The sequence below is a fragment of the Neobacillus driksii genome, from assembly GCF_013409995.1.
In the GTDB taxonomy this organism is placed as follows: Bacteria; Bacillota; Bacilli; order Bacillales; family Cytobacillaceae; genus Neobacillus; species Neobacillus driksii.
This window is the reverse complement of sequence record NZ_JACCBX010000012.1, coordinates 120,307-145,548: the sequence shown is the minus strand read 5'-3', so window position 1 is coordinate 145,548 and position 25,242 is coordinate 120,307. Positions and strand designations below refer to the sequence as shown.

Here is a 25,242-nt window from a genome sequence, read left to right as displayed (position 1 = left end):
GCCAGTATTTCTCGCCATCCGCCAGTATTTCTCGCCATCCGCCAGTATTTCTCGCCATCCGCCAGTATTTCTCGCCATCCGCCAGTATTTCTCGCCATCCCCAGTATTTCTCGCTATCCTCCAGTAATTTCCCCCATCCGCCAGTATTTCTCGCCATCCGCCAGTATTTCTCGCTATCCTCCAGTAATTTCCCCCATCCGCCAGTATTTCTCGGTATCCGCCAGTATTTCTCGCTATCCGCCAGTATTTCTCGCTATCCGTCAGTATTTCTCGCTATCCGCCAGTATTTCTCGCTATCCGCCAGTATTTCTCGCTATCCGCCAGTAATCGTAAGGAAAAGGCCGCTGAGATATACTCGGCGGCCTTTTTACTCATCATCCCTGTGTAAATAGCCCTTCTAACTGCTTCCGGAGCACAAATTTCTGGATTTTGCCACTTGCATTACGCGGCAATGCTTCACAGAAGACATATTTACGCGGGCGTTTGTAGTTTGCAAGACTTTCACTGTTTTTACAATAGTCTTCTAGGTCCTGCTCAGTTAGCTGAGGGTTCTTTTTCACGACAAAAGCAGTAACCGTTTCACCCCAGCGGTCATCTGGCTGACCAACGATCGCGACATCCAATACACCCTCATGTGCATGTAAAACATCCTCGACCTCACGTGGATAAATGTTTTCCCCGCCGCTAATGATCATGTCATCTACACGGTCATTGACATAGAGGAAGCCCTCATCATCTAGATAACCGATATCGCCTGAATGATACCAGCCTTTATACATCGATTTTGCTGTCGCTTCTTCACGATTAAAGTAGCCTGCCATCATGCACGGACCTTTAACAATAATCTCGCCTGTTTCCCCAACTGGAACCACATCATCAGGATCTGACGGACCATCCTCTCTAGTACGAACGACGCGAATATCATGATTAAATGCAGCTTGCCCAGCTGAACCAGCCTTTCTAAGCTGATCCTTTTCGGATAAGAAGGTGATAGCAGGACCCATTTCTGTCATCCCATAGGCTTGAACTAACCCAATACCGAACCGGTCATGGAGAGCGTGCACAAGAGACGGTGCCATTGGAGCAGCACCATATAAACCAAGCTTCAGACTCTCAGCATTATATTGGCTTAGATCCTCTTGCAGCAGCATGTTCCACATCGTAGGCGCTGCAAAAAACTTTGTGATTTTCTCTTGCTGGATGAATTGTAAGATCACTTTCGGATTAAATTGGTGAAGGATAACGTTTCGTGCTCCAGCCTGAATTCTTGGCAGAAAGGCACAGTGAAGCTCAGCGCAATGGAACATGGGAGCGGTAACAAGACCAACATCCTCTGAATCTAGCTTTTGGGCAGCAATACATAGCATACTTTGATCTACCATATTTCGATGATTATGCATAACTCCTTTTGGCCTGCCGGTTGTCCCGCTTGTATAAATAAACGCATAAATGTCATTTTCATTGACTTCAGCATGAATTTCTTCGCTCGAAGCCACAGCTAGTTTTTCCTGGTAGCTTACTGCATAGGCTGGTGTTTCTTCGTCAATAAACCAAAAAGCCATCCCATCAAAACGATTTTCGATAGCAGAAATGACAGACTCCAACGCCTTTTCAAAAAGAACAACCTTAGGATTTGCATCTGATAGAATGAAAGCCACTTCCTCAGGCATTAAGCGAAAGTTTATTGGATTGAAAATGGCACCTATCTTAGCACAGGCAAAAAATGCAGTTCCTAATTCCTCCGTATTAAACATGAATGTGGAAACACGATCACCTTTTTTAACTCCTTCATTTAACAATGCATTTGCAAGACGATTTACCTGCTCATTCCACTCTTTGTACGTATAGCGGACATTTTTTCTTACATCGTAAATCGCTTCCTTGTTCGGATATCTCCTCACGGTTAATTCAAAAACTTTTCCAATAGTGGTTGTCATCGAATCTCCTCCAATTTACAAACCTAGATTTTTTGCAATAATTGTTTTCATAATTTCATTTGTACCTGCGTAAATACTTGAAACTTGAATATCCCGGAATCTTCTCGCAATCTCGTATTCTTCCATATATCCATAGCCGCCATGAAGCTGCAGACATTCACCTGCAATTTTCTTCGCAGTATCTGTAAGCCTCCACTTCGCCATCGAAACCTTTGTTACCACATTTTGACCATCGATATGTTCAGCTATTAATTGATCTAGAAAGGCTCTTCCCATCTCGACCTCGGTGGCCATTTCAGCTATTTTAAACTGTGTATTTTGAAATTGGCTGATAGGTTTTCCGAAGGCTTCACGACTTTTCACATAGTCAATCGTCCCTTTAAGCATTACCTCTGCCGCAGTTTGTGCTGCAATTGCCACAAGCAGACGTTCCTGCTGGAGTTTATCCATCATATACAAGAAGCCTTTTCCTTCTTCACCAAGCAGGTTCTCCTTAGGCACTTTGCAATCCTCAAATATTAACTCGGCTGTATCCTGACTATGAAGACCGACTTTATTCAGCTTTCTTCCTCTTGAAAAACCGGGAGTATCTCGTTCCACTAGGAGCAGGCTCACTCCTTTATGCTTTGGTACTGCATTAGGATTTGTTTTACACGCCACAAGGATTAAGTCGGATTGTATGCCATTTGTGATAAAGGTTTTTTGCCCATTCACTATATAATGGTCCCCGTCAAGCTTTGCTGTAGTTTTAATATTTGCGAGGTCAGACCCTGTACCTGGTTCGGTCATGGCAATGGCCGTAATAAGTTCCCCTGTGACGCAGCGGGGAAGCCAGCGCTGTTTCTGCTCCTCCGAACCGAAAGAATTGATATAAGGGACAACAATATCATTATGCAGCCCTATTCCCACTAGACCCGATCCTACTCTCTCTAACTCTTCATTAATAACCACAGAAAATCCCCAGTCGACACCACTGCCACCATATTGTTCATCTAAATCCGGACAAAGGAAGCCCTGTTCCCCCATTTTTCTCCATAAGGAACGCGGAATCAATCTCTCCTCTTCCCATTGTTCATAAAAAGGAACAGCTTCTTTTTCCAAAAACCTTCTTAATGACTTGCGGAATATTTCATGGTCTTCCGTTAAATAAGGATGTTTCATATTGGAACGCCTCACCTTCTATTAGTACCGCTTACCCGCTAAGCATTGACTTGAGTCAATTTTTGTCGAAGCTGATATTTTAATATTTTCCCAGAAGCATTTCTTGGTAACTGCTGTTCAATAAAAATCCGTCTTGGAACCTTGTATCCAGCTAGCTTTTGACGGCAGAAGCTTTTCAACTCCTCTTCATTAATGACAGCCCTTTCTTTTGGAACAATAATGGCGCATACCGCCTCACCCCAGGTTTCGTCAGGCAAGCCAATAATGGCTGCATCTAATACAGCTGGATGCTCGAAAAGAACTCCTTCTACTTCAACAGAATAAACATTTTCACCGCCGGTAATAATCATGTCCTTTTTACGATCAACAAGGGTGATATAGCCTTCCTCATCAATCGCTGCTAAGTCACCGGTATAAAGCCAGCCATTTTTTATGGTGCTCTTCGTTTCTTCTGGCATTTTATAGTACTCTTTCATTACCATCGGGCTTTTAATAATGAATTCACCGACTACACCCGGTTTTACGTCATTTCCTTGTTCGTCGACCACACGCGTCTCTGTTAAAAAGATAGGTTTTCCTCCCTTGCCTAAATGAAGCTTATGACCCTCTGGATCGAGAAGGATTCCACCAGGTCCGCCTTCAGTTAAGCCACAAAGATTATAAAATTGATCGGTTTTAAACAATTGAATGCTCTTCTTTACTAACTCAGGTGCCATCGGTGCTGCACCATACCCACATCTTTTGATGGAGGATAAATCGAAATCTGCTGCATTGGGAACTTGTAAAATGAAATTAAACATGGCTGGAACACCAAAGAAATGGGTTATTTTATGTTCTTGAATGGTTTGAAGCGTTTTGACTGGATGGAAATCACGATGAATGATATGTGCTGCCCCTAAGGCAACACCTGCAATAAGGAAAAGATTTAACTGTGCAGAGTGGAAAAGTGGTGCTACATGAAGAATACGCTCATGTGGACGCAATCCCATATTGATGGTTACAGAAATTCCTACATTAAAAATCCTCTTATGATCAAACAATGCTCCTTTCGGCCACCCTGTTGTTCCTGAGGTATATAAGATTTCTAAATCATCTTCTTCAGAAACCTCCACCTCGGGTTCAATTTTATTCGCGGATAAAGCGCTTTCATAAGAGAGGTAGCCAAGTGTTCGTGGTTCGCCGATGGTAATCACCTCCCGAACATCACTATCCTCTTTTGCTGTGGTAATGATTTCTTCAAATTCAAGATCACAAACCACTAACTTTGCTTCTGATTGCTGTAGTATGTAGTGAACTTCGGAGGAGGTTAATCGAAAATTAACGGGTACTGCAACTGCACCGATTTTAGTGATAGCAAAAAAAGTAAATACATAGTGGTCGGAGTTTTTCATCATCAAGGCAATTTTATCGCCCTTATTGATCCCCATTTTTAGTAGACCATGTGCAAGTTTATTTACCTCTTCATTAAATTGTCGGTAGGTATAATTGCGGCCTTCGCATTCGATGGCTAATAATTCTGGGTACTTACTGGCATTATGAGATAAAAGACTACCGATATTCATTCTTGTTTTCCTCCTCTTAATAAAAAAATCACCCCAACTTATTGTAACAAAGATGTAGAATATTTAGAATATTTTAGCAAAAAATTATCAAATAAAAAAGGTCAGCCCCACTTTCACTAGAGGACTGACCTTTTATTATGAAACAATTCTTTCCTTCGGAGTAACTCTCTTTTTCCTAACTTCCATTATCGTTAAAACGATAGCCATGATTAAAAATAGGCTACTTATCCGGAAGAGATTAGCCGTATCAGTGAATTGGGCTATTGTTCCGAAGATAAGACCGCTTAATCCAATTCCTAAATCGATTGATGAAAAGAACATTCCATTGGCCACACCTCTTCGATTTTCGGGTGTCATGGATAAGGTCCAGGATTGTAAGGTTGGTAAGGCACAGCCGAAACCGAGTCCAAATAATCCACCTGCTACGGCAAGCATGAAATTGGTTTGTGCAAAGGAAAGGACCCACAACCCAACAAAGGTAGCTGCAATACAGAAGTAGACCATGGCAATCGGACCTTTTTCATCAAACCACTTGCCCGCAAACGGTCTAGCCGCTGTAGCAACAATAGCATTAAGAATATAGAATAAAAAGATTTGGTCAATGCCTCTTTCTTCCCCGTAGATTACGATAAAGGTTGAGACTGAACCATAACCCAGACAAATAATGATGGTAATAAAAGATGGGTACCAGCTCGATTTCTCCACTAGTGAACCCAGATAGGAAAATTTAAGACTTTCCTTCTTTGTTTTTAATACCGCTTCAGGTGTTTTGTAGCGTACAAGGGCAAGCAGGACTACAGAAATAAATCCTAATATGCCTGAAATAATAATGAGATTAGTAAAAGAGGTAACATTATATAAAAAGATTCCTAGACTAGGAGCAATAATGAAACCGATAGTGGTTGAAAGCCCAAAATAACCCATTCCTTCACCCAGCCGTGAAAATGGTATAACATCGACTGCTGCCGTTCCATTTACCGTTGTTGACCAGCCCCATGCAAGACCATGGATAAAACGGATAAACAAGAATATCACGACAATCCTTGAAACTGGGTATAGGACGGTAATAATCAATAATATGATTGCCCCAATTAATACAAGTGCCTTCCTTTGTTTGTATTCGAGCATGTAACCAATAAAGGGTCTTATGAGCACAGCACCAATTGAAAACAATGCAGTAACAAGACCAATTTCCACTCCAGATGCACCTATGGATTTTATGTAAGGCGGTAAGGTTGGAATAAGCATTTGGAAGGACATAAATACAAACAGATTCCCAACCATCAACATAATAAAAGATTTAGTCCACAAACGTTCTTTCAAGATAACACCCCTATCGAGAGGAAAAATTCAATTTATTTCGTATCACTAAATAATAGCACAGAACAGTAGAAATAAAAATACGAATTTGGTCTCGCTTTCGCTATTTTTCTTTTGTAATCGTTACCTTTTTCAGCAAATTCAGGTATCATAAATATATGTAATATGAAGGCAAATGGAGGAAGTATATGCAAAAGAGAAAAATCGTTATTACCCATCATTTACATCAGAATTTAATAGAACAGATAAAAGAAATAATCCCTGATTGGACAATCATTGCAGGTAATGATAGAGATATTTGGCAGGAACATTTACATGACACTGAAATTATTGCAGGCTGGAAAAAAGGAATGGAAGAAAAGTGTCTTGCTCCCCAGTCAAAGCTTAAGTGGCTCCAAACCTGGAGTGCGGGTGTTGATAGCTTGCCGCTTGAATCCCTTGAATCCAAGAACATCATTGTAACAAGCGCTAATGGCGTGCATGCTTATCCTATATCTGAAAGTATCTTTGCATTAATGCTAGGTTTAACAAGAAAAATCCATACATATGTGAAAAATCAACAAGAAAAGAAATGGCACCATTCCGGCATTAATCTAGAAATGCACGAAAAAACGATTGGAGTAATTGGTGTTGGAGCCATTGGCAAAGAAACTGCAAAGATTGCTAAAGCCTTTGGTATGAAGGTACTAGGGGTTCGCCATTCTGGAAAACCACATGAATATGTCGATGAAATGTACTCCACAGATCAAGTAGACATGGTGCTCCCAAACTGTGATTATGTAGTTGTCACACTTCCACTAACCAAAGATACCAAACACTTATTTGATGCTATAAAATTCGACCTAATGAAACCTTCCGCTTTCTTTATCAATATTGGGCGTGGTGAAATTGTAGTTGAAGACCACCTGATTAGAGCATTACAGAACGGAATCATTGCGGGTGCAGGTTTGGATGTATTTGAACAGGAACCATTAAGCGGGGATAGTCCATTATGGGAAATGGAAAATGTAATTATTACTCCGCACACTGCGGGTTCAACAGAACATTATAATCAAAGAGTAATTGAAGATGTCCTACTTCCAAACTTAAAAAACTATATTTCCGGTAACCAACCTTCGGTTAATCATGTAAATTTTTCTAAAGGCTATTAGTAGAGGAGCACTATTATGCAACAGGCCCCAATAGAGAAAACGTGGAGAAAGAAAACAGTACTGCTATCTTTAAAAATGGTAGTTGCGGCTATTGCCATTTTCCTGTTAGTCACTAATTTATTCCCGGTTAAACCAATCAAACAGAAAAGCTTCTTTAATCATACTCGTCCATTAGTCATTGCTCACCAAGGCGGTGAGTTGTTGGCACCTTCCAATACAATGGCTGCCTTTAGAAATGCCGCTGACATGGGGGTCGATGTCCTTGAAACGGATATACATATTACCAAGGATGGTCATTTAGTTACGATTCATGACCCAAGCGTTGACCGGACAACCAACGGAAAGGGCAATGTAGCAGACCTTACTTTAGCAGAACTTCAATCGCTTGATGCAGGGTACCATTTTAAAGACTTAGAAGGCAACTATAGTTTCCGTGGTAACGGTGTCTATATCCCAACGGTCGAAGAGTTGTTTCAAACATTCAATGACATGAAAATAGAAATAGAAATAAAAGATGATAACCCGCCTGAAAGAATAGAGGAAATTGCTTCGAAATTATGGGACCTCACCGAAAAATATCACATGGAAGAAAAAATTATCATTGGGTCATTCGACCAAAAAATACTACAAACATTTGAAAAGTACGCAAAAGGTCGTGTCGCCATTTCAGCTGGCAGACAAGAGGTTAAAAGCTTTGTTGTCTTTCATAAATTTTTTCTGCGAAATCTTTATGTGCCAACAGTCGATGCTTTCCAAATCCCCGTCGAGGACAGCGGCTTTGATTTAACAGACCAAAGGTTAATTGATGGGGCACACCGTCTTGGATTGGAAATTCACTACTGGACGATTGATGACCCAAAAACCATGGAAAAACTGATTGACGCAGGGGCTGACGGTATTTTGACAAATCGACCAGATCTATTGCTCAAATTGCTTGAGGAAAAAGGCTTGTAGATACTCGGGTTCCACTATTTCTAATAGCAGCCCTTTCTTTTAAACAAGTTCTATAGGAATTTTGTTTTAATAAAAATATCATGATATAATTCACCAAAAATAGGAATACAAAAGGGGTAATTGGATTGGAGTTCACAAATATAAGTATATTAGCCATCATTCTAGCGGTTGTAGCCAATATGGTGATCGGAGCACTCTGGTATTCTCCTATTCTTTTTTCTAACATTTGGGTAAAAGCTCTAGGTAAGAAAATGGAGGATATTGACCCAAAAGGAGCCTATGTGGGATACGGATTAACCACACTCGGAGGAATTTTCACTGCAGTTGTTCTTTCCCTTTTTATTCAGTTATTAGATACAGTGACGATTTTAGATGGAGCTTTATTCGGATTTCTGATTGGTTTAATTGCTGCATTTAGAGAATTATCTCCTACTTTCTTTGAGAATCGTAACTACACTTTATTCTTCATTAGTGCAGGCTATCACGTAGTGGCCTTGACGATTATGGGAATCATTATTGCTGCTTTTGTTTAAATGGGTAAAGGGTGCCTCACACTTGAGGCACCCTTCATTTATTAATAAGTCGTGTGTACACCCTTGCCTGCTATTGTGGCCCATTCAAATTGACGTAGTCTAACTTCAAATAGTGTCAATGGATCACGGAACATTTCTGGGTTCGTATTCATCTTTTTCAAAATATCTTGATTTGTCGATATTTGAGAAAGTGATTCTTCAATCGCTTCATTAAGGGTCTTCAGTGGCTGTCTGAAGAACAACGTAATGTCTCTTTCCAGTGATTTTTCAAAGAGTTCAAACTGCTGGAAAAAGCGTTGAATAACAATCTCAGTTGATTCAGAATAGCTATCATTTTTCACAAAGGCTTTATATTTATTATAAAGCATCGCATTATTTTGAGATAATGCCCCAAAAAGCTTTCCAGCACTTTTTAATAAGAACTGTGACGGGGTATTGCGAAGTAAGATATTTACCTTTTCTAATTGAAACCTGCTGGTCATTCGGTCCGTATCCCGGCGCCAATCATCAAGTACTTTAAAGTCACATTCAGTTCTAATTCGCTCTTCCCCATATAAGCTATTTAAACCTTCTGCCATCTCATCTAAAAATCCCTGTCCTTGCTCGAATTCCTCTTTACTCTTGGTAATCCATTCTTGAAGTGATGAATAATATTTCGGCATTACCTCGCGCTCCAGGTAATCTTGTATTCTATTGTTCATCACATCATTTAGCTCGATATGGATCGTACTAATGTTGCTGTCTTCTTTGATTAAATCCGAGCATTCCTGAAGTATTTTTGGTACTTCGATAGAAATTTCATTTTGGATGCTTTCCTTGATGCCACGGTAAGACCTTGTGATCGCTTTGATTTTTTGCGCCTCAGCGTCCTTTACTTGATTAAGAGCTCCATTTAGTTTCATTACAACTTCTTCATTCCAGCGTACCGACTCAATTAATTGATTCTCAACATCAATTCTCTTTTGCAGCAGCCTGGAAATTGTAGTCCGTATGAAGAATAAAAGCTTAGCCAAGCGCTTATCTGCTATGTTTCTAGTATCCTTGATTGATTGGATAAAGCCCTTTAATTCAACTAATTGCTGTCCCCTTTCGTACTGGGAGGAGTAGGCAAATACCTGTGCCTCAGGTAAGTAAGACTGAATCTTCGAATTTGTTTCATCGAAAATTCTAATTGCGTTCTGTTCATTAACAATGGTATCCATTTTATTTAAGAGAAAGTGGACAGGAATATCCGGTGCAAGCTCATTAATTTGTGAAAGAACACCCTTCTCTAACTCCGTAAATGGGGCATTTGCATCTAAGACAAATAATAGCGTATCGGCCATTTGAATATATTGCAGTACTTCATACCGCTCTTGATAACTGCCTTTTAATCCTGGCGTTTCAATTAATGCAAGCTTTTGCTCATACAAAAATGGAAATGGCTGTTGAAATTCGATAATTGACTCAAGTGCATTCCGGCGTCGATCCATCCGCTCTTGAAAATGCGTAAAATTCTCGAGTTTAATCGTTTCATGATCAGTTATTTCATAAATATTCAGATCCTCAAAATCTTTAAACATTACGAGTGATGACGTTGGGCTATCCTGAATTTCTTCACCTAATATTGTATTAACAAAAGTAGACTTTCCACTTCCACTTAAGCCTGTAATAAATAGATGATGGGTGTCAAATTCATTTAATTGTTGAACCATCCATTTTAGGTGGTTATTTTCACCCATGTCATTTGCCTTTGCCCAACTAATAATCGCCTCAAAGAGACTTAAACTCTCTTCTAACTCGTCAATATTGCTATCTGTTTCACCAATTAGATTTTCAGCCTCACTGACAATGGATATGCTTATACTTGTAGGAAAAAGCTCATTCCATGACAATACCGCAGCAGATACTATAACTTTATGCTTCGGAATAGACAAACGCAGCCAGTTGGTTAACAGATCTGGTACTAGATCTTCCAGCGTTTTAATGGAATAGTCCCCATTTATTAAATGAAAATAAGTTTGATAATGCAGCTCTGAAAGAGATTCAAAATGAAAATCTCGGCTAATATCGATATTTAATAGTAGATGATTTACCTCTCTCAGCCATGTAAAATATGAATCTTCGTCTTTGTAACTTTTCCAAAGGGAAGTTGTAAGTTCTTCAAACTTATTCTTGTCCAAGCTATACAATTCAAAGATTGCTTGTATAAAGTAATTTGGATTATAGTTTTTTGTAAGGTTTTTATTTATATACGTATTCACAGTTTCAAACCAATCGATTAAACCTGTCCGTTTCGCTTCATTTACGGCAAGCTCGATCGCATTATTCCAATCCTGCTGATCCTCAAAATAGGAGCGTGCAATAACAGTCACATTTGGGTAATCTGGGTTTGAATCAATCGTTCTTTTAATTATCTCAACTGCTTCCTCACGCTTTCCCCGATCAATGTAGAGTGAAAAAAGCTGCAGAGCCACTTCTGTCTTCAATGTAAGATTATTGGTTTCAATCGAAAGATAAAGATCCTCTGCATTTGAGAGAAGACCTGATTCATAATAGGCATCGGCAATATTTTTCCTAGCCCATAATTCAAGTTCTCCAGTAATATTCTCCCATTTAAAAATAGCTGCTTCAAAGTCCCGATTATGAAAGTAAATTTCACCTTGAGCAAAGCGAATAGATGTTAAATTAGGCAGATCTTTTTGAAGCTCTTCTTGATATGCATCACCTAAAACACGTACCGGCTGTACATCCTCATGCTCATTTATATACATTTGATAATACGATTTGTTAATTAACTGACTCTCTAACGTCATGACTGTCCCTCCAATTACCACCACTTCTTTTGTCATCATATGGAAAAGAGGCAGAATTATTCCTTTATATAATACGAACTACGGACTCATTTTTAGTCCCAATTATGTCAATTCTACCAAACGATTTTTTTATTCTGGTTTCAATTATATTTCATTTAGGATACAATACTTTCAAATAAACTTCTACTTTTTGCCAATCTGCCACAAGGAGAATTTACTTTGAAAAAGATTGAAGCTGTATTTTTAGCAGATTTGATTAAAAAGTCAAAAACGGCCAAATATGATATTAAAATAATAGAAACAGTAAATGGAACATTACCTGGTTTTCATCAATGGACAAATGGTAAACAATCTGAAGCAGGTTTTGAGATTACTTCTCTCGAAAGTGATACTAGCTACTATTTTTTATTCCTCGATTGGCACCGCAATGACAACTATTATTTAGTCATTTACCTGCATAATAAATCAACCACAGCAGCGGAGCTCAGGGTCATTGAAGAAATAGATGGCATCCCGCATATCACGTGGATGTACAATCCTTTAAAACGTGACGGAAAAAACGATCAAAGAAAAGCCTATTTCAAGCAAATGTTTGGCTCAAGAAAAGTAAATATCAAAATTCCTGCATCTCCTTTAGACATAGAAGGATTCTTTGACCAACTATTTAGACTTTGCCAAAATCGTATAAAAGCAGATAAGATTGTCGACGTGTTTGATTTTGAAATATAGAAAATAGCAAAAAACAGGGAGGCATGGAGCCTTCCTGTTTTTATAAAACCTTACTCAAAAAGGCTTTGGTTCGAGATTCCTTTGGATCATCAAATAATTGGTTTGGAGTATTTTCTTCAACGATAAGCCCGCCATCCATAAAAATGACGCGGTCCCCCACTTCCTTGGCAAAACCCATTTCATGCGTGACGACTACCATGGTCATACCCTCTTTAGCAAGTTGTTTCATGACCTCTAGGACCTCTCCGACCATTTCAGGATCAAGTGCTGAGGTTGGTTCATCAAAAAGCATGATCTTTGGTTCCATTGCAAGCGCCCTTGCAATGGCGACACGCTGCTTTTGACCACCTGACAAGGAATCAGGATAGGTCTCAGCCTTATCCTCTAATCCTACCTTTCTTAAAAGCTCTAAACCTTTTTTTCTCGCTTGCTCAGCTGTTACATTTCTAACCTTCATTGGGGCGAGCATAATATTTTCGATGACCTTTTTATGCGGGAAAAGGTTAAACTGCTGAAACACCATCCCCACTTCGGTCCGTACTTTATTAATATCTGATTTTTTATCAGTAATATCTATACCTTCAATATAGACATGTCCATCTGTTATTGATTCTAAAAGATTTATACATCGCAGGAAAGTAGATTTACCAGAACCAGATGGACCAATAACAACTACAACCTCTCGGGGCTTAACGGTAACATTAATATCCTTTAGCACCACATTGGCTCCAAATGACTTTTTTAAATTTTTCACTTCGATCATTCTGTTGCTAACCTCCTTTCAAGACGGCTTAATACGTAACTTAAAGAAAGCGTTAAAATAAGATAAATTAGCGCTGCCGTAATATAAGGCTCCCAAACACGGAAATATTGTCCTTGCATAGCTCGTCCCCAATACATGAGTTCTGGGGCTGCTACTAACGATGCAAGTGAGGATTCTTTAATTAGGACGATAAATTCATTACCTAACGGTGGAATCATTCGTTTAAACGCTTGTGGAAGGATCACATAACGCATAGCTTGTACATGCGTCATACCAAGAGAACGGGCTGCTTCCATCTGCCCTTTATCAATCGATTGAATTCCTGCACGAAAAATTTCCGCTATGTATGCCGCAGAGTTTAATGAAAGAGTCAGAATCGCTGCTGCAATACCATTTGTACCACCTGTAAACAGAGGTACTACCGCAAAATGAATTAACATGATTTGTACAAGCATTGGTGTACCACGGAACAAAGTGATATACAAACCAAAAGGAAATGACAGCCATTTATTTTTCATCATTTTTCCTAATCCGATAAATAAACCAAGTATTGTCCCTATTAAAATACCAGCTAATGATAGTCCAATTGTTAGCAGCGTCCCTTTAAGAAAAAAGGGTGCGTATTCCGCTAAAATATTCCACTGAATATCCATAATCTCCTCCTATAATACCTTTACCCTCTGTTAAATTATGTAAGACTAGGTATGAAACCAAAAATTGCGTAACTTCTAGTTTTCAAGAGTTACGCAATTTTTGTTATTATTGTTGGTCTTTCAGCAATTGTACGTCTGGATCTACCTTAAACCATTTATTGTAGATTTTTGCATATGTTCCATTATCAAACACTTCGTTTAGCGCTTTATCAAAATCAGCTTTTATCTTACTTCCCTTTGAAAACATTAATCCGTAAAACTCTTGGGCAAATGCGTCCTTATCTTCAATGATGACAAATTTATCATTTGGATTATTTTTTGCATACTCTTCAATTACTGTGTTATCCGCAACAACTGCGTCTGCTCCTCCAGCCTTAAGCTCCATAATTGCTAAGTTATTGTTTTCAAACTTTTTAATTTGGTCGCTGTTTTTGCCAAGAAGGCCTTCCACCGCTTCCTGCCCAGTTGTAGCATTTTGAACAGCAACAGTTTTATCCTTCAAATCTTCTGCACTTTTGATAGGACTGCCTTCTGGAACCATAATCTTATTTGTAGATAAGAAGTATGGTACAGAAAAATCATATGTTTTCTTTCTATCATCATTTATCGTAATCGACGAAATACCAATATCGGCAATTTTCTTCTCTAATTCAACGAATATTGGATCCCAGCCTGTGTGAGCAATATCAATTTCGTATCCTGCTTCTTTCGCTACTGCTTTAATTAAATCAATATCAAATCCTACAATTTCACCCTTATCTTGATACTCAAATGGTGCATAGGCTGCGTCGGTTACAACGCGGAGAGTTTTCTTTTCTTCACCAGAATCTGAGCCATTTCCACTTGTTTCACTGGAGCCGCAAGCGGTTAGGATTAACATAAAAGCCATGACCAAAAACGTTACTAAATATTTTGCCTTCTTCATTTTTTACCCCCCAATTGTTTTTTTAATAAACCAATCTTTAAAACATTTAAAATTTTTAGAATATAGGTGATTATAACCTTTTTTGTTGACTTATTCAATATTTTATTATCAAAACTTTACTATTTTAATACGCTAAAAAAGTAATATAAAGATAGTATTAAAAAGATAATTATTATACTCTGTTCATTTTTCATATAAAGTCATGCATATTCCTAGGCACCTGCCCACACTATCCGCGGATGACTACATAATCTATATGGTATTAATTCAAAAAAGGGAGAGTTGCCCCATGTATCCTTATGGCTATTATCAAGGTCCGCAAGTGCAGTATGATTATAATCAATATGATCAGTTGGATCCGTATGCACAACAAAACCAATATGACCCGTATGATCCAGATAGACAACCACAACAGCTGGAGCGGAGAGTCAATCAACTTGAAAGACAAAATGAGCGTCAGGAAAGAGAAATCAATCAACTCCAACGTGACGTTAACCAGCTTCAACGTCGACTACAACGTGTCAACCAACGTCTGCGTCAAGTGGAAAGACGCTTTAACTTCCCATTCACACCATTCGATGGCGAATATTAAAAAGTATGTAAGAACCAGGGTGTTAACGCCTGGTTCTTTTTAATTGGCTGTGTTATAGCTAGATTTTGATTTTTGCAATCTGTTGATTTGCGCGGAAGGCACGAAGACTCCTGCGGGAGGACGGGGCTGGGGAGACCCCACAGGCGCTTTGGCGCCGAGGAGGCTCCCCGGACCGCCCGCGGAAAGCGAAGTGCCTGGAGCGCAAATCAACAGACAAATTTAACACAGCCGTTAGATTTGTAAGATTTCCTCTAACAAATTAAAAATCTTGTCAGTGTTTCTGACATAGTCACTGACAAATTCAAATTATTTCGTTAACTTTTAGGATACATACTGTTTAGATAAGGGGAGATTGGCGATGTATAGGACGAATGATATTAAATTAGCAGAAAAGATTCTTCAATTAGATAAACAAAGGGATGAATTGTATGAAGAGCTTATGATAAAACTGGGCTCACGTGCACATGAGCTGATTAGAGCACTTCAAAATCGATAATCAGGGAGTGAAGGAGCATGACAAATCAATTGCGTAAAGGAGTCGAAACACTTAAACTATTTTACATTAATAGATTAACTGAATCTGGTCTTTATAACGCATCTGACGATGATCTACATTCCCTCACATTAAGTGAACTACAAACTATTTTCAAAAAGACATTCCCCAAAAAAACAAACTAAACAACCGAAGCTGCCAAGTGTCATAATCCAATCAATGTAAGGAAAATTAACATAAACTATGGTATATAACATAATCACAGTAGAGCGTGGTGAGATCAAAATAATGGCGAATGATTCTTCTTATAAAGATAAAAAAGTGATAACGATTGGGATTGTGAGAGACCTAACCGGTCTTTCAGAGCGGCAAATACGCTATTATGAGGAACGAAAATTAATTTTCCCCGAAAGATCCTCTGGCGGGAGCAGAAAATATTCCTTTGCAGACGTTGAGTTATTAGTGGAAATTGCCAACAAGATTGAAGATGGTGTTCAAACTCATGAAATTAGAAAAGAAATGCTTCGAGCTCAGAAAAAGCAAAATCAGAATGATGTTACACGAAAGATGATACAAGGACAATTAAATGCACAATTCGGTTTACGGAAAGGACCATCTTCTTAAAATAGAGGATGGATTTTTTTTGTCATAAAACTATACGTAAATATCGTTAGGTTCCAGCTTCCCCAGTCTCCTTTTCATGAATAACTCAGTTATTTTACTTAGACCCTCAAAAACAATGTTAGGAAACCTTACACATTTGTAGAATCTACATCAAATCCATGTAAAAATACAAATACACTTAATGTTAAGAAAATTAACATGAACGTAAGGGGGAGAAATAATGGATACTTTATTTTTGATGAACAGTTTATGGGTAATGGTTGCAGCAGTACTTGTTATACTTATGATAGGAGGCTTCATTCTACTAGAAACTGGATCAACCCGAATGAAGAATGCTGGACATATTGCAGGGAAAACAATACTAACATTTGGAATTGGCTCCATTGTTTTTTGGGCAGTTGGTTACGGTTTAATTTTTGGCTCAGGAAACGCACTGATCGGTTTCTCAGACTTCTTCTACTCAGGATATGATATTGAAGGTTTATCACTTTCCGGAGCTGTTTTCTTTTTATTCCAATTAGCTTTTGCTGGAATTTCCTTAACCATCGCATTTGGAGGTTTTGCTGAAAGAGCAAAACTTGGAGCATATCTTGTATTTGCGGTACTATTCTCAGTAATCGTTTATCCACCAATTGCTCACTGGATTTGGGGCGGCGGCTGGTTAGCAGAACATGGTAAGCAAGATTTCGCAGGTTCAACAGTTGTTCACTTAACAGGAGCAATGGCCGCATTTGCAGCTACGTTAATCCTAAAGCCTCGTATTGGAAAATATAATAAAGATGGCTCAGCAAATAATCTTGCAGGACACAACCAAGTATTTACAGCATTAAGCGTATTACTCTTATGGGTTGGATGGTTTGGATTTAATGCAGGCAGTACTGTTTCTGTTGATGGTGCATTCTTTGGTTTCGTAGCAGTCAACACGAATTTGGCCGCTGGTGCCGGAGTGATCGCAGCAATGATTATTTCTTGGATCGTCATGGGTAAAGCAGATGTCCCAATGATGTTGAATGGTGCCTTAGCAGGTTTAGTTGCAATCACAGCTTCTTGTGCTTTTGTTGATACATGGGCTGCTGTCCTAATTGGATTCATTGCAGGTTTCCTAGTATTTTATAGCATTCGATTTTTTGAAAACAAAAGAATTGATGATCCAATCGCAGCATTGTCTGTACACGGTGTAGCAGGAATCTGGGGAACTTTATCAACAGGTTTTTTTGCAACACCAGAATTAGCAACAGTTGGTCAGCCAGGTTTATTTTACGGAGGCGGCTTACACCAACTTGGAGTTCAGGCTTTAGGAGTTGTAAGCAGTGGTGCTTTTGCTTTTATTGTCTCTTTTATCCTATTAACAATTATGAAAGCCGTTATGAACGGTTTGCGCGTTACAGAAGAAGAAGAAATTATCGGTCTTGACATGAGTGAGCATGGAAGCTATGGTTACCCTGAAATGGTAAAGACTGAAAAAGCTATAGTTAGTCCAAATCCAAAGCTAAATGCTTAATATACTACCTTCCATCCCCTTTCAAGGGGATGGAATTATAATTTTTGAAAAGGAGGTAACTAAATGGATGACCAGCTACTTAGAGATTAGAAGATTCCGTGATGACCAAATCATTTGGGTTTCTCGCAATCATTTACAGTTAAACCAGCTTCATGATGAAATCATCCAACGCGTCATTTCCGTTTCCGTTAAACAAACAGAAGAAAAACATGGATCCCTTCCCTGCCCCTTCACCTTTTTCATGATGGGCAGTGCTGGACGGTTTGAGCAATCCGTATGGAGCGATCAGGATCATGGCATTATTTATCAACAGCAAGGCACAGAAATAAACCATTACTTTTTGGCATTAGGAAAAGAAATCACACAAGGGCTGCAGCTTGCTGGCTATGATTATTGTGATGGAGATGTGATGGCAAGCAATCCCCTATGGTGTAAATCACTTACTGAATGGAGGCAGCAATTAGCAAATTGGTCCAACAACTCAAACTGGGAAGGCATTCGCCATCTATTGATTTTTATTGATGGACGTTCCCTTTATGGTGACGAAAGTTTTCTGGAAAAATTAAAAATAGAAGTATATCAAACTATCCATAAAGAAAACCTCTTTCATAAAGTGCTTAATAATACACTATACCTAAAAAAGGGAATCGGTGTACTAGGTCAACTACTCTTGGAAACACACGGACCACACACTGGCTCCTTAAACATAAAAGAAAAGGCCCTTTTTCCTTATGTAAATGGTATTCGGTTATTGGCGATAAAAGGAAATATCTATGAAACCTCTACTCTTTTAAGGCTGGAAAAACTGTCCGAATTGGTACTTCCTTCTATTAAGAGAGAATTATATAAACAACAGTTCTTAAAATTACTAAACTTTCGTCTATCACTATCAAAACCAGACAATTACGAAAATAGCCACTATCTGCCTATCTCGGCACTCTCAAAAAAGCAAAAGGAAGAAGTAAAAGATATACTGAAAAATGGTACAGCACTGTACCGTTATGTAAGAAATTTAATAGAAAAGGAGGATGACTAATGGGAATGAATGATATGATTCAATTTTTCAGACAGATGTCAGGCAGACTTGGTTCAAATATTTATGCAGGAGTTCAAGGGCAAAGCAATATGCAAAATATTTCTTTCATCCGCCAGCTTCAAAAAGAAATGAAAGAAAACAACTGCCTAGACACACCGCTACAGGAATTACAGGTGGTTGTATTTGATTTAGAAACGACTGGTTTCTATCCTGAAAAAGAAGATCGTGTCATCTCAATCGGCGCCATCAAAATGACTGGTCACGAACTGTTGAAAACAGAAACTTTTTATTCCCTGGTACATTCTCCACAACCTATTTCAGAAGAAATATCCACCTTGACTAACATTACAAATGAGGAATTACGAAGTGCCCCTTTTGTATCCGAAGTGCTAATGGAATTTTACAAATTCATTAAGAATCATACACTTGTCGCTCACCACTCCAAGCATGAACAGTCTTTTATGCAAAAACTAACATGGGATCTATTAAAAACTAGATTTGAACACAGAATTATTGATACCTCCTTTCTACTGCGCTTATCAAATCCTCTGATAAAATCTATTCCACTAGAAGAAGCATGCGAACAATGTGGAATCGAAGTCATCAATCGGCACCATGCCCTAGAGGACGCGAAACTGACAGCACATATTTGGAGTCACTATTTAGTAAGGGCACAGTCCATGGGTTATAAAAATCTTCGTGAAGTATACGAATATCTTGCAAAAATTAGATAGTAGAAAAAGCAAAAAACAACTATAGTAAAAAACTAATGCACGTTCCTTTATGATGGATTAACTTCTTAATCCCATCTGTTTTTCAGTCAACTATAGTAGAATCCCCGTATGAAAACGCTCCTTTTCACTCTTCTTTTTAGCCCTCAAAAAAAATTTTTTTACTATTTTAATTTCTCAATAACCTTAATCTAACAATAATGAAAACGCTCACAACATTTCCAATTTATTTGAATTGTCAGATTTTTATGTTGACCAAGATTTAGATTGGGTGTAAGATTACTGAAAATATAATTTGTATTAAATATTCTAACAACAGAACATGCCTCCGGATCATCCTTACAAATAGGAGATAAGGCATGGGAATTTTTTTACAACAGGATTTAATCATTTAAAGCGTTGTATGACTAAAAGGAGTGGTTAGGTTGGGAAGTCAATGGATATTCCTTGGCGGAGAGTTCGTCAAGAAAGAGGATGCTGTAGTTTCAGTTTTTGACCATGGATTTTTATATGGAGATGGAGTATTTGAAGGCATTCGTGTATATAGCGGAAACGTCTTTAGACTCGACGCCCACCTAAAAAGACTGTTCGAATCAGCACAATCCATTATGTTGAAAATTCCTTATACACAGGAAGAAATGACACAATTAATTGTAGATACGATCAGAAAAAATGAATTAGATAGCGCCTATATTCGTGTTGTTGTTTCACGAGGTAAAGGAAATCTCGGACTGGACCCTTCTTCCTGCCCAATGCCGAACGTTATTATTATCGCTGAGCAATTAGCCTTATATCCAAAAGAATTTTATGAGCAAGGAATTAAAATTGCTTCAGTACCGAGCAGACGTAATCGCCCAGACGTACTAAGTCCACAAGTTAAATCACTTAACTATTTAAATAATATTCTAGTTAAATTAGAGGCCAATCAGGCTGGTGTGCAAGAGGCTTTAATGCTCAACGATCAGGGATATGTAACGGAAGGTTCCGCTGATAATATCTTCATTGTAAAAAATGGAGTTATTTATACCCCTCCTGTTTACTTGGGGGCATTAGAAGGAATTACCCGAAACGCAATTATTGATGTAGCTAGAGCTAAAGGTTATGAGGTTAAGGAGTCTCCATTTACTCGGCACGATGTGTATGTGGCTGATGAAGTTTTCCTAACCGGTACAGCTGTTGAAGTCATTGCTGTTATCGCAGTCGATGGTCGCGAAATTAGCGGCGGTAAACCAGGAAACGTTACAAATGACCTTTTAGAAGAATTTAGAAAAATCGTAACAACAGACGGAGTGGCTTGTTATCCTGAATCTGCAAGCCATGCCATTGTCAGTTAGGAGATAAAAAATGCGAAGCGATATGATTAAAAAGGGGATCGACCGTGCTCCCCACCGCAGCTTACTATACGCAACCGGGGTAACTGTGAAGGACTTAGATAAACCATTTATCGGTGTCTGTAACTCATTTATTGAAATTATCCCTGGACATAAACACCTTAATCATTTCGGTGAAATTGTAAAAGAAGCGATACGAGAAGCTGGCGGAATACCATTTGAATTTAACACAATCGGTGTCGATGATGGAATTGCAATGGGCCATATCGGAATGCGTTACTCGCTTCCAAGCCGTGAAATTATCGCTGATAGTGCTGAAACTGTTATTAATGCTCATTGGTTTGATGGTGTCTTTTACATTCCGAACTGTGACAAAATTACACCAGGAATGTTAATGGCGGCCGCTAGAACCAATGTCCCTTCTGTTTTTGTATCAGGAGGTCCAATGGAAGCAGGAGTTTCTCCAACCACTGGAAAAAATCTTTCTCTGACTTCTGTATTTGAGGGCGTTGGTGCTTACCACAGCGGTTCAATGACTCAAGCTCAGTTACTGGAAATTGAAAAGAATGCCTGTCCTACCTGCGGCTCATGCTCAGGAATGTTCACTGCGAACTCAATGAATTGTCTAATGGAAGTCTTAGGGATGACGGTTCCTGGTAATGGAACGATTGTTGCCACATCAGAAGAAAGACATGAACTGATTCGCCAAGCAGCAAGACATCTTGTTGAATTGGTAAAAAATGATATACGTCCACGCGACATCATTACAAGAGAAGCAATTGACAATGCATTTGCTTTGGATATGGCTATGGGAGGATCAACGAACACCGTCCTACATACCCTTGCCATCGCTCATGAAGCAGGTATTGACTATGATTTACGAGATATTAACAAAATTGCAGAAAAGGTCCCATATTTGGCGAAAATTATGCCTGCATCTGATTATTCTATGGAAGATATTCATCATGCTGGCGGAGTTAGTGCTATTATCAATGAGCTTTATAAAGTTGAAGGTGCATTGCATAAGGACTGCTTAACCATTACTGGGAAAACCCTTCAAGAAAATGTGAAGGATGCAACAATAACCAATGAAAATGTAATTCGGACAAAAGACAATCCATATAGCCCTGTTGGTGGACTATCCATCCTATATGGAAATATTGCTCCAGATGGCAGTGTAATCAAAGTCGGTGCGGTTGACCCATCGATTCAAACCTTCCTTGGTGAAGCAATTGTATTCGAATCTCAGGAGGAAGCACAAGAAAATATCAACAATGGTACTGTTCAAGCAGGACACGTTGTGGTTATACGCTACGAAGGTCCAAAGGGCGGTCCAGGAATGCCAGAAATGCTTGCCCCTACATCCGCGATTATGGGTCGTGGTTTAGGTAAAGAAGTTGCACTGATCACAGATGGACGTTTCTCAGGTGCAAGCCGAGGAATTTCAATTGGACACATTTCACCGGAAGCTGCTGAAGGCGGACCAATTGCTCTAATTGAAAATGGTGACAAAATCCTAATTGATCTGCCTGCCAGGTCCATTGAATTGCTTGTCGATGACGAAGTTTTAGCAGAACGAAGACGCTTATGGCAAAAGCCAGAGCCAAAAATCAAAACCGGCTACCTAGCCAAATATGCAAAGTTAGTAACATCCGCCAATACTGGCGGGATCATGAAAATATAGATAAGAAACATTTACTGCTGTCGCTTTAACCTACTCAGGGTTTAGGCTCCCTATTTAAAGCCGAGGTTAAAGACATTTCAGTTGATTTGAAAAGTTCATAGTAAAAATCGATGACGGGAATAAAGGAATAAGAATATGTATTTTCAGAGAGCTGGGGTTGCTGGAAGCCCAGTAATACACCTTATTCCGACATCATCCCTGAGTATTGAGCTGAACAGTTCTAACTTATTAGGCTCAATCAGGTGTTCTTTTAGCACCTGTTACCAAAAGAAGCGGTTATGATTCTTTTTAGCCGCTTCAAGAGGCAGTATTCGTGAGGATGCTGTAAAACCGGGTGGTACCGAGAAATGGAAGGCCTTTTCTCCCCGATATATTCTGCTTTTATCTTTGTAACTGCAGTTTATTCGGAGGGAAGATGGCTTTTTTTATTATACAGGTACAATATCTACACGGGTTCGTTTTTAAAAGATTCGAATATTCACAAGGAGGGATTACGAGGTGAAAGTAGAAGCAAAGCCGGATTTCCAAACAAGTACGGCACCTAAAACCGGTGCAGACCTGCTCATTGACTTATTAATTAATGAAGGTGTTGATACGCTTTTTGGGTATCCGGGTGGTGCCGTTCTGCCAATTTATGACGCGATCTATCGTGCGAGAGGCACCATTAAGCACGTCCTCTTCCGTCACGAGCAAGGAAGCATTCATGCTGCTGAAGGTTATGCACGCATAACAGGAAAACCTGGTGTTGTAATAGCAACTTCTGGTCCTGGTGCCACCAACCTGGTGACTGGAATTACAGATGCAATGATGGATTCTTTACCTCTAGTTATTTTCACTGGTCAGGTTGCAAGAGGTGTAATCGGAACAGACGCCTTTCAGGAAGCTGATGTCATGGCGATTACCACACCTATCACGAAACATAATTATCAGGTGCAAGACATTGCCGACTTACCACGGATTGTAAAAGAAGCCTTTCACATTGCTTCAACAGGCCGTCCAGGTCCGGTATTAATCGATATTCCAAAAGACATCTCTGCAGGAGAATTATTCGAGACTCCTGAAGAAGGAACGATTAATCTTCCTGGATATCAACCGACAACAAAACCAAATCCGCTGCAGATCAAAAAACTTGCAGATGCAATTTCGAAGTCCAAAAAACCGGTTATTCTAGCAGGTGCTGGTATTCTACATGGTAAAGCTTCTGCTGAGTTAACAGCTTTTGCTGAGAAGCACAAGCTTCCAGTCGTGACCACCCTTCTTGGTCTTGGAACTTTCCCAGCCAACAACCCTCTCTCTCTAGGGATGGGTGGTATGCACGGAACATATGCAGCGAACATGGCAATGTATGAATCAGACTTACTAATCAATATAGGCGCCCGCTTTGATGACCGTCTTACAGGTAATCTAAAGCACTTCTCTCCAAATGCGAAAGTAGCACATATTGATATCGACCCTGCTGAAATTGGCAAAAATGTTCCAACCAATATTCCAATTGTTTCTGATTCAAAGGAAGCATTGATTGAATTAATGAATCAGACCTCAGAATCACCTGAAAATGAAGAATGGTTAGAAACATTAAACAAGTATAAAGAAGAGTTCCCATTATGGTATAAGCATGATCCAAACGGAATGTCTCCTCAATGGCTGATTGAAGCCATCCATAAAGTAACAAATGGGGACGCTGTTGTTACAACGGACGTTGGTCAGCACCAAATGTGGGCAGCTCAGTATTACAACTTTGAAAAGCCGCACCGCTGGGTTACATCAGGTGGACTTGGAACAATGGGCTTCGGCTTCCCTGCTGCAATTGGAGCGCAAATGGCTTCTCCAGGCAGTACAGTCGTAGCTATCGTTGGTGACGCTGGATTCCAGATGACGCTGCAAGAGTTATCTATAATCTATGAACAGAATCTTCCTGTAAAGATCATTATTGTTAATAACGGTGCCCTAGGTATGGTTCGACAATGGCAGGAATTGTTACATGGCAACCGAATTTCGGAATCAATTTTGCAGACACAACCGGATTTTGTAAAACTTGCGGAAGCCTATCATATCCGAGGGTTAAAGATTGAAAGCCAAGAAGAATTAATCACCAAGCTTCCTGAAGTGTTTGCTTATGACGGTCCTGTTTTAATGGACTGCCGAGTGCTCCAGCAGGAAAAAGTCTTCCCGATGATTGCTCCTGGAAAAGGAATACATGAAATGATTGGGGTGAAACCATCATGAAACGGATTATATCCCTAACCGTTCAGGACCGAAGTGGTGTATTAAATCGGGTTACTGGTCTATTACAAAGACGACAATTTAATATTTCAAGTATCTCTGTCGGTCCAACTGAAACCGAAGGCATTTCAAAAATGACCCTAGTGGTTGAAGTCGAAGATGAACAGCGCCTCGAACAAGTGACAAAACAGCTAAACAAGCAAATTGATGTTTTAAAGGTTTCAGATATTACAGATAAAGCGATTGTCGCTCGTGAACTGGCACTCATTAAAGTAGCCGGCAGCTCACAGCTTCGCAGTGAAATTAACGGGATCATTGACCCCTTCCGCGCCTTGATTATTGACGTTAGCAAAGATAGCTTAACGATCCAAATCACTGGCCGGCCAGACAAAATTGACGCGTTGATTGACTTACTTCGCCCATATGGAATTAAAGAGATTGCTAGAACAGGATTAACCGCCTTCTTACGCGGACATCAACCACAGGTTAACGAGTTAACTACCTACTCTCAAATAAAATAAACATTTTCGAAGGGATGATTATA

Annotated in this window: 24 protein-coding genes; 16 read left to right on the top strand and 8 right to left on the bottom strand. The window is 39.3% G+C overall.

The genetic code is table 11. From position 1 onward, the window contains the following. A partial coding sequence (locus F4694_RS24195; protein ID WP_179602468.1) for a hypothetical protein occupies positions 1-327 on the top strand: 327 nt, incomplete at its 5' end. A gap of 47 nt (positions 328-374) precedes the next feature. Here the strand turns inward: F4694_RS24195 and F4694_RS24190 are convergent. From F4694_RS24190 to F4694_RS24175, 4 genes are all read right to left on the bottom strand, one after another. Further along, positions 375-1,937, bottom strand: a complete 1,563-nt coding sequence (locus tag F4694_RS24190; protein WP_179602467.1) for a fatty acid--CoA ligase — start codon at positions 1,935-1,937, stop codon at positions 375-377. A gap of 15 nt (positions 1,938-1,952) precedes the next feature. Then, entirely contained in the window at positions 1,953-3,098 is a 1,146-nt protein-coding gene (locus tag F4694_RS24185; RefSeq protein WP_179602466.1) for an acyl-CoA dehydrogenase family protein, read from the bottom strand. Positions 3,099-3,136: 38 nt separating this feature from the next. Then, complete coding sequence (locus F4694_RS24180; RefSeq protein ID WP_179602465.1) at positions 3,137-4,660, bottom strand: long-chain-fatty-acid--CoA ligase; 1,524 nt, start codon at positions 4,658-4,660, stop codon at positions 3,137-3,139. A gap of 135 nt (positions 4,661-4,795) precedes the next feature. Next, a complete protein-coding gene (locus F4694_RS24175; RefSeq protein ID WP_257029372.1) occupies positions 4,796-5,983 on the bottom strand; it encodes an MFS transporter in 1,188 nt (395 codons plus the stop codon). A gap of 185 nt (positions 5,984-6,168) precedes the next feature. On the opposite strand from F4694_RS24175, the gene F4694_RS24170 reads away from it, so the two are divergent. The 3 genes from F4694_RS24170 to F4694_RS24160 all read left to right on the top strand — a co-directional run bounded on the left by F4694_RS24170 (position 6,169) and on the right by F4694_RS24160 (position 8,618). Next, a complete protein-coding gene (locus F4694_RS24170) occupies positions 6,169-7,131 on the top strand; it encodes a D-2-hydroxyacid dehydrogenase (protein WP_179602464.1) in 963 nt (320 codons plus the stop codon). Between the two features lie 15 nt (positions 7,132-7,146). Beyond that, positions 7,147-8,085, top strand: coding sequence for a glycerophosphodiester phosphodiesterase (locus F4694_RS24165; protein WP_179602463.1), 939 nt, complete (start codon positions 7,147-7,149; stop codon positions 8,083-8,085). 125 nt (positions 8,086-8,210) lie between these two features. Beyond that, positions 8,211-8,618: a DUF1761 domain-containing protein gene (locus F4694_RS24160; RefSeq protein WP_179602462.1), complete on the top strand. Its 408-nt coding sequence runs from the start codon at positions 8,211-8,213 to the stop codon at positions 8,616-8,618. Positions 8,619-8,659: 41 nt separating this feature from the next. Here the strand turns inward: F4694_RS24160 and F4694_RS24155 are convergent, their stop codons facing one another. Next, positions 8,660-11,452: a dynamin family protein gene (locus F4694_RS24155; RefSeq protein WP_257029371.1), complete on the bottom strand. Its 2,793-nt coding sequence runs from the start codon at positions 11,450-11,452 to the stop codon at positions 8,660-8,662. A gap of 180 nt (positions 11,453-11,632) precedes the next feature. Here F4694_RS24155 and F4694_RS24150 point away from each other — a divergent pair, with 180 nt between their 5' ends. Next, entirely contained in the window at positions 11,633-12,142 is a 510-nt protein-coding gene (locus F4694_RS24150) for a hypothetical protein (protein ID WP_179602460.1), read from the top strand. Between the two features lie 40 nt (positions 12,143-12,182). Here the strand turns inward: F4694_RS24150 and F4694_RS24145 are convergent, their stop codons facing one another. The 3 genes from F4694_RS24145 to F4694_RS24135 form a co-directional block, all read right to left on the bottom strand. Beyond that, the gene (locus F4694_RS24145; protein WP_179602459.1) at positions 12,183-12,905 is read right to left on the bottom strand and encodes an amino acid ABC transporter ATP-binding protein; all 723 of its coding nucleotides are present in this window, start codon (positions 12,903-12,905) and stop codon (positions 12,183-12,185) included. Then, positions 12,902-13,558, bottom strand: coding sequence for an amino acid ABC transporter permease (locus F4694_RS24140; RefSeq protein ID WP_179602458.1), 657 nt, complete (start codon positions 13,556-13,558; stop codon positions 12,902-12,904). Before F4694_RS24140 ends, F4694_RS24145 begins: the two co-directional genes overlap by 4 nt. A gap of 106 nt (positions 13,559-13,664) precedes the next feature. After that, entirely contained in the window at positions 13,665-14,483 is an 819-nt protein-coding gene (locus F4694_RS24135) for a basic amino acid ABC transporter substrate-binding protein (RefSeq protein ID WP_179602457.1), read from the bottom strand. 289 nt (positions 14,484-14,772) lie between these two features. On the opposite strand from F4694_RS24135, the gene F4694_RS24130 reads away from it, so the two are divergent. The 11 genes from F4694_RS24130 (at position 14,773) to ilvN (ending at position 25,219) form a co-directional block, all read left to right on the top strand. Then, on the top strand, positions 14,773-15,075 hold the full coding sequence (locus tag F4694_RS24130) for a hypothetical protein (protein WP_179602456.1): 303 nt from the start codon (positions 14,773-14,775) through the stop codon (positions 15,073-15,075). Positions 15,076-15,433: 358 nt separating this feature from the next. Continuing rightward, positions 15,434-15,571 (top strand): hypothetical protein, encoded by a 138-nt coding sequence (locus F4694_RS24125; RefSeq protein ID WP_179602455.1) that lies wholly within the window; start codon positions 15,434-15,436, stop codon positions 15,569-15,571. A gap of 17 nt (positions 15,572-15,588) precedes the next feature. Continuing rightward, the gene (locus tag F4694_RS33020) at positions 15,589-15,753 is read left to right on the top strand and encodes a Fur-regulated basic protein FbpA (protein ID WP_179602454.1); all 165 of its coding nucleotides are present in this window, start codon (positions 15,589-15,591) and stop codon (positions 15,751-15,753) included. A gap of 103 nt (positions 15,754-15,856) precedes the next feature. Beyond that, the gene (locus F4694_RS24115; RefSeq protein ID WP_179602541.1) at positions 15,857-16,192 is read left to right on the top strand and encodes a MerR family transcriptional regulator; all 336 of its coding nucleotides are present in this window, start codon (positions 15,857-15,859) and stop codon (positions 16,190-16,192) included. A gap of 220 nt (positions 16,193-16,412) precedes the next feature. Further along, entirely contained in the window at positions 16,413-17,693 is a 1,281-nt protein-coding gene (locus F4694_RS24110) for an ammonium transporter (protein ID WP_179602453.1), read from the top strand. 67 nt (positions 17,694-17,760) lie between these two features. After that, positions 17,761-18,729, top strand: coding sequence for a DUF294 nucleotidyltransferase-like domain-containing protein (locus F4694_RS24105; protein WP_179602452.1), 969 nt, complete (start codon positions 17,761-17,763; stop codon positions 18,727-18,729). Further along, entirely contained in the window at positions 18,729-19,463 is a 735-nt protein-coding gene (locus F4694_RS24100) for an exonuclease domain-containing protein (protein ID WP_179602451.1), read from the top strand. Before F4694_RS24105 ends, F4694_RS24100 begins: the two co-directional genes overlap by 1 nt. Positions 19,464-19,885: 422 nt before the next feature. Next, positions 19,886-20,794, top strand: coding sequence for a branched-chain-amino-acid transaminase (gene ilvE / locus F4694_RS24095; protein WP_179602450.1), 909 nt, complete (start codon positions 19,886-19,888; stop codon positions 20,792-20,794). Between the two features lie 10 nt (positions 20,795-20,804). Beyond that, positions 20,805-22,475 (top strand): dihydroxy-acid dehydratase, encoded by a 1,671-nt coding sequence (gene ilvD, locus F4694_RS24090; protein WP_179602449.1) that lies wholly within the window; start codon positions 20,805-20,807, stop codon positions 22,473-22,475. 498 nt (positions 22,476-22,973) lie between these two features. After that, complete coding sequence (gene ilvB / locus F4694_RS24085) at positions 22,974-24,701, top strand: acetolactate synthase large subunit (RefSeq protein ID WP_179602448.1); 1,728 nt, start codon at positions 22,974-22,976, stop codon at positions 24,699-24,701. Further along, a complete protein-coding gene (gene ilvN / locus F4694_RS24080) occupies positions 24,698-25,219 on the top strand; it encodes an acetolactate synthase small subunit (RefSeq protein WP_034677413.1) in 522 nt (173 codons plus the stop codon). Before ilvB ends, ilvN begins: the two co-directional genes overlap by 4 nt. Positions 25,220-25,242: the final 23 nt, after the last annotated feature.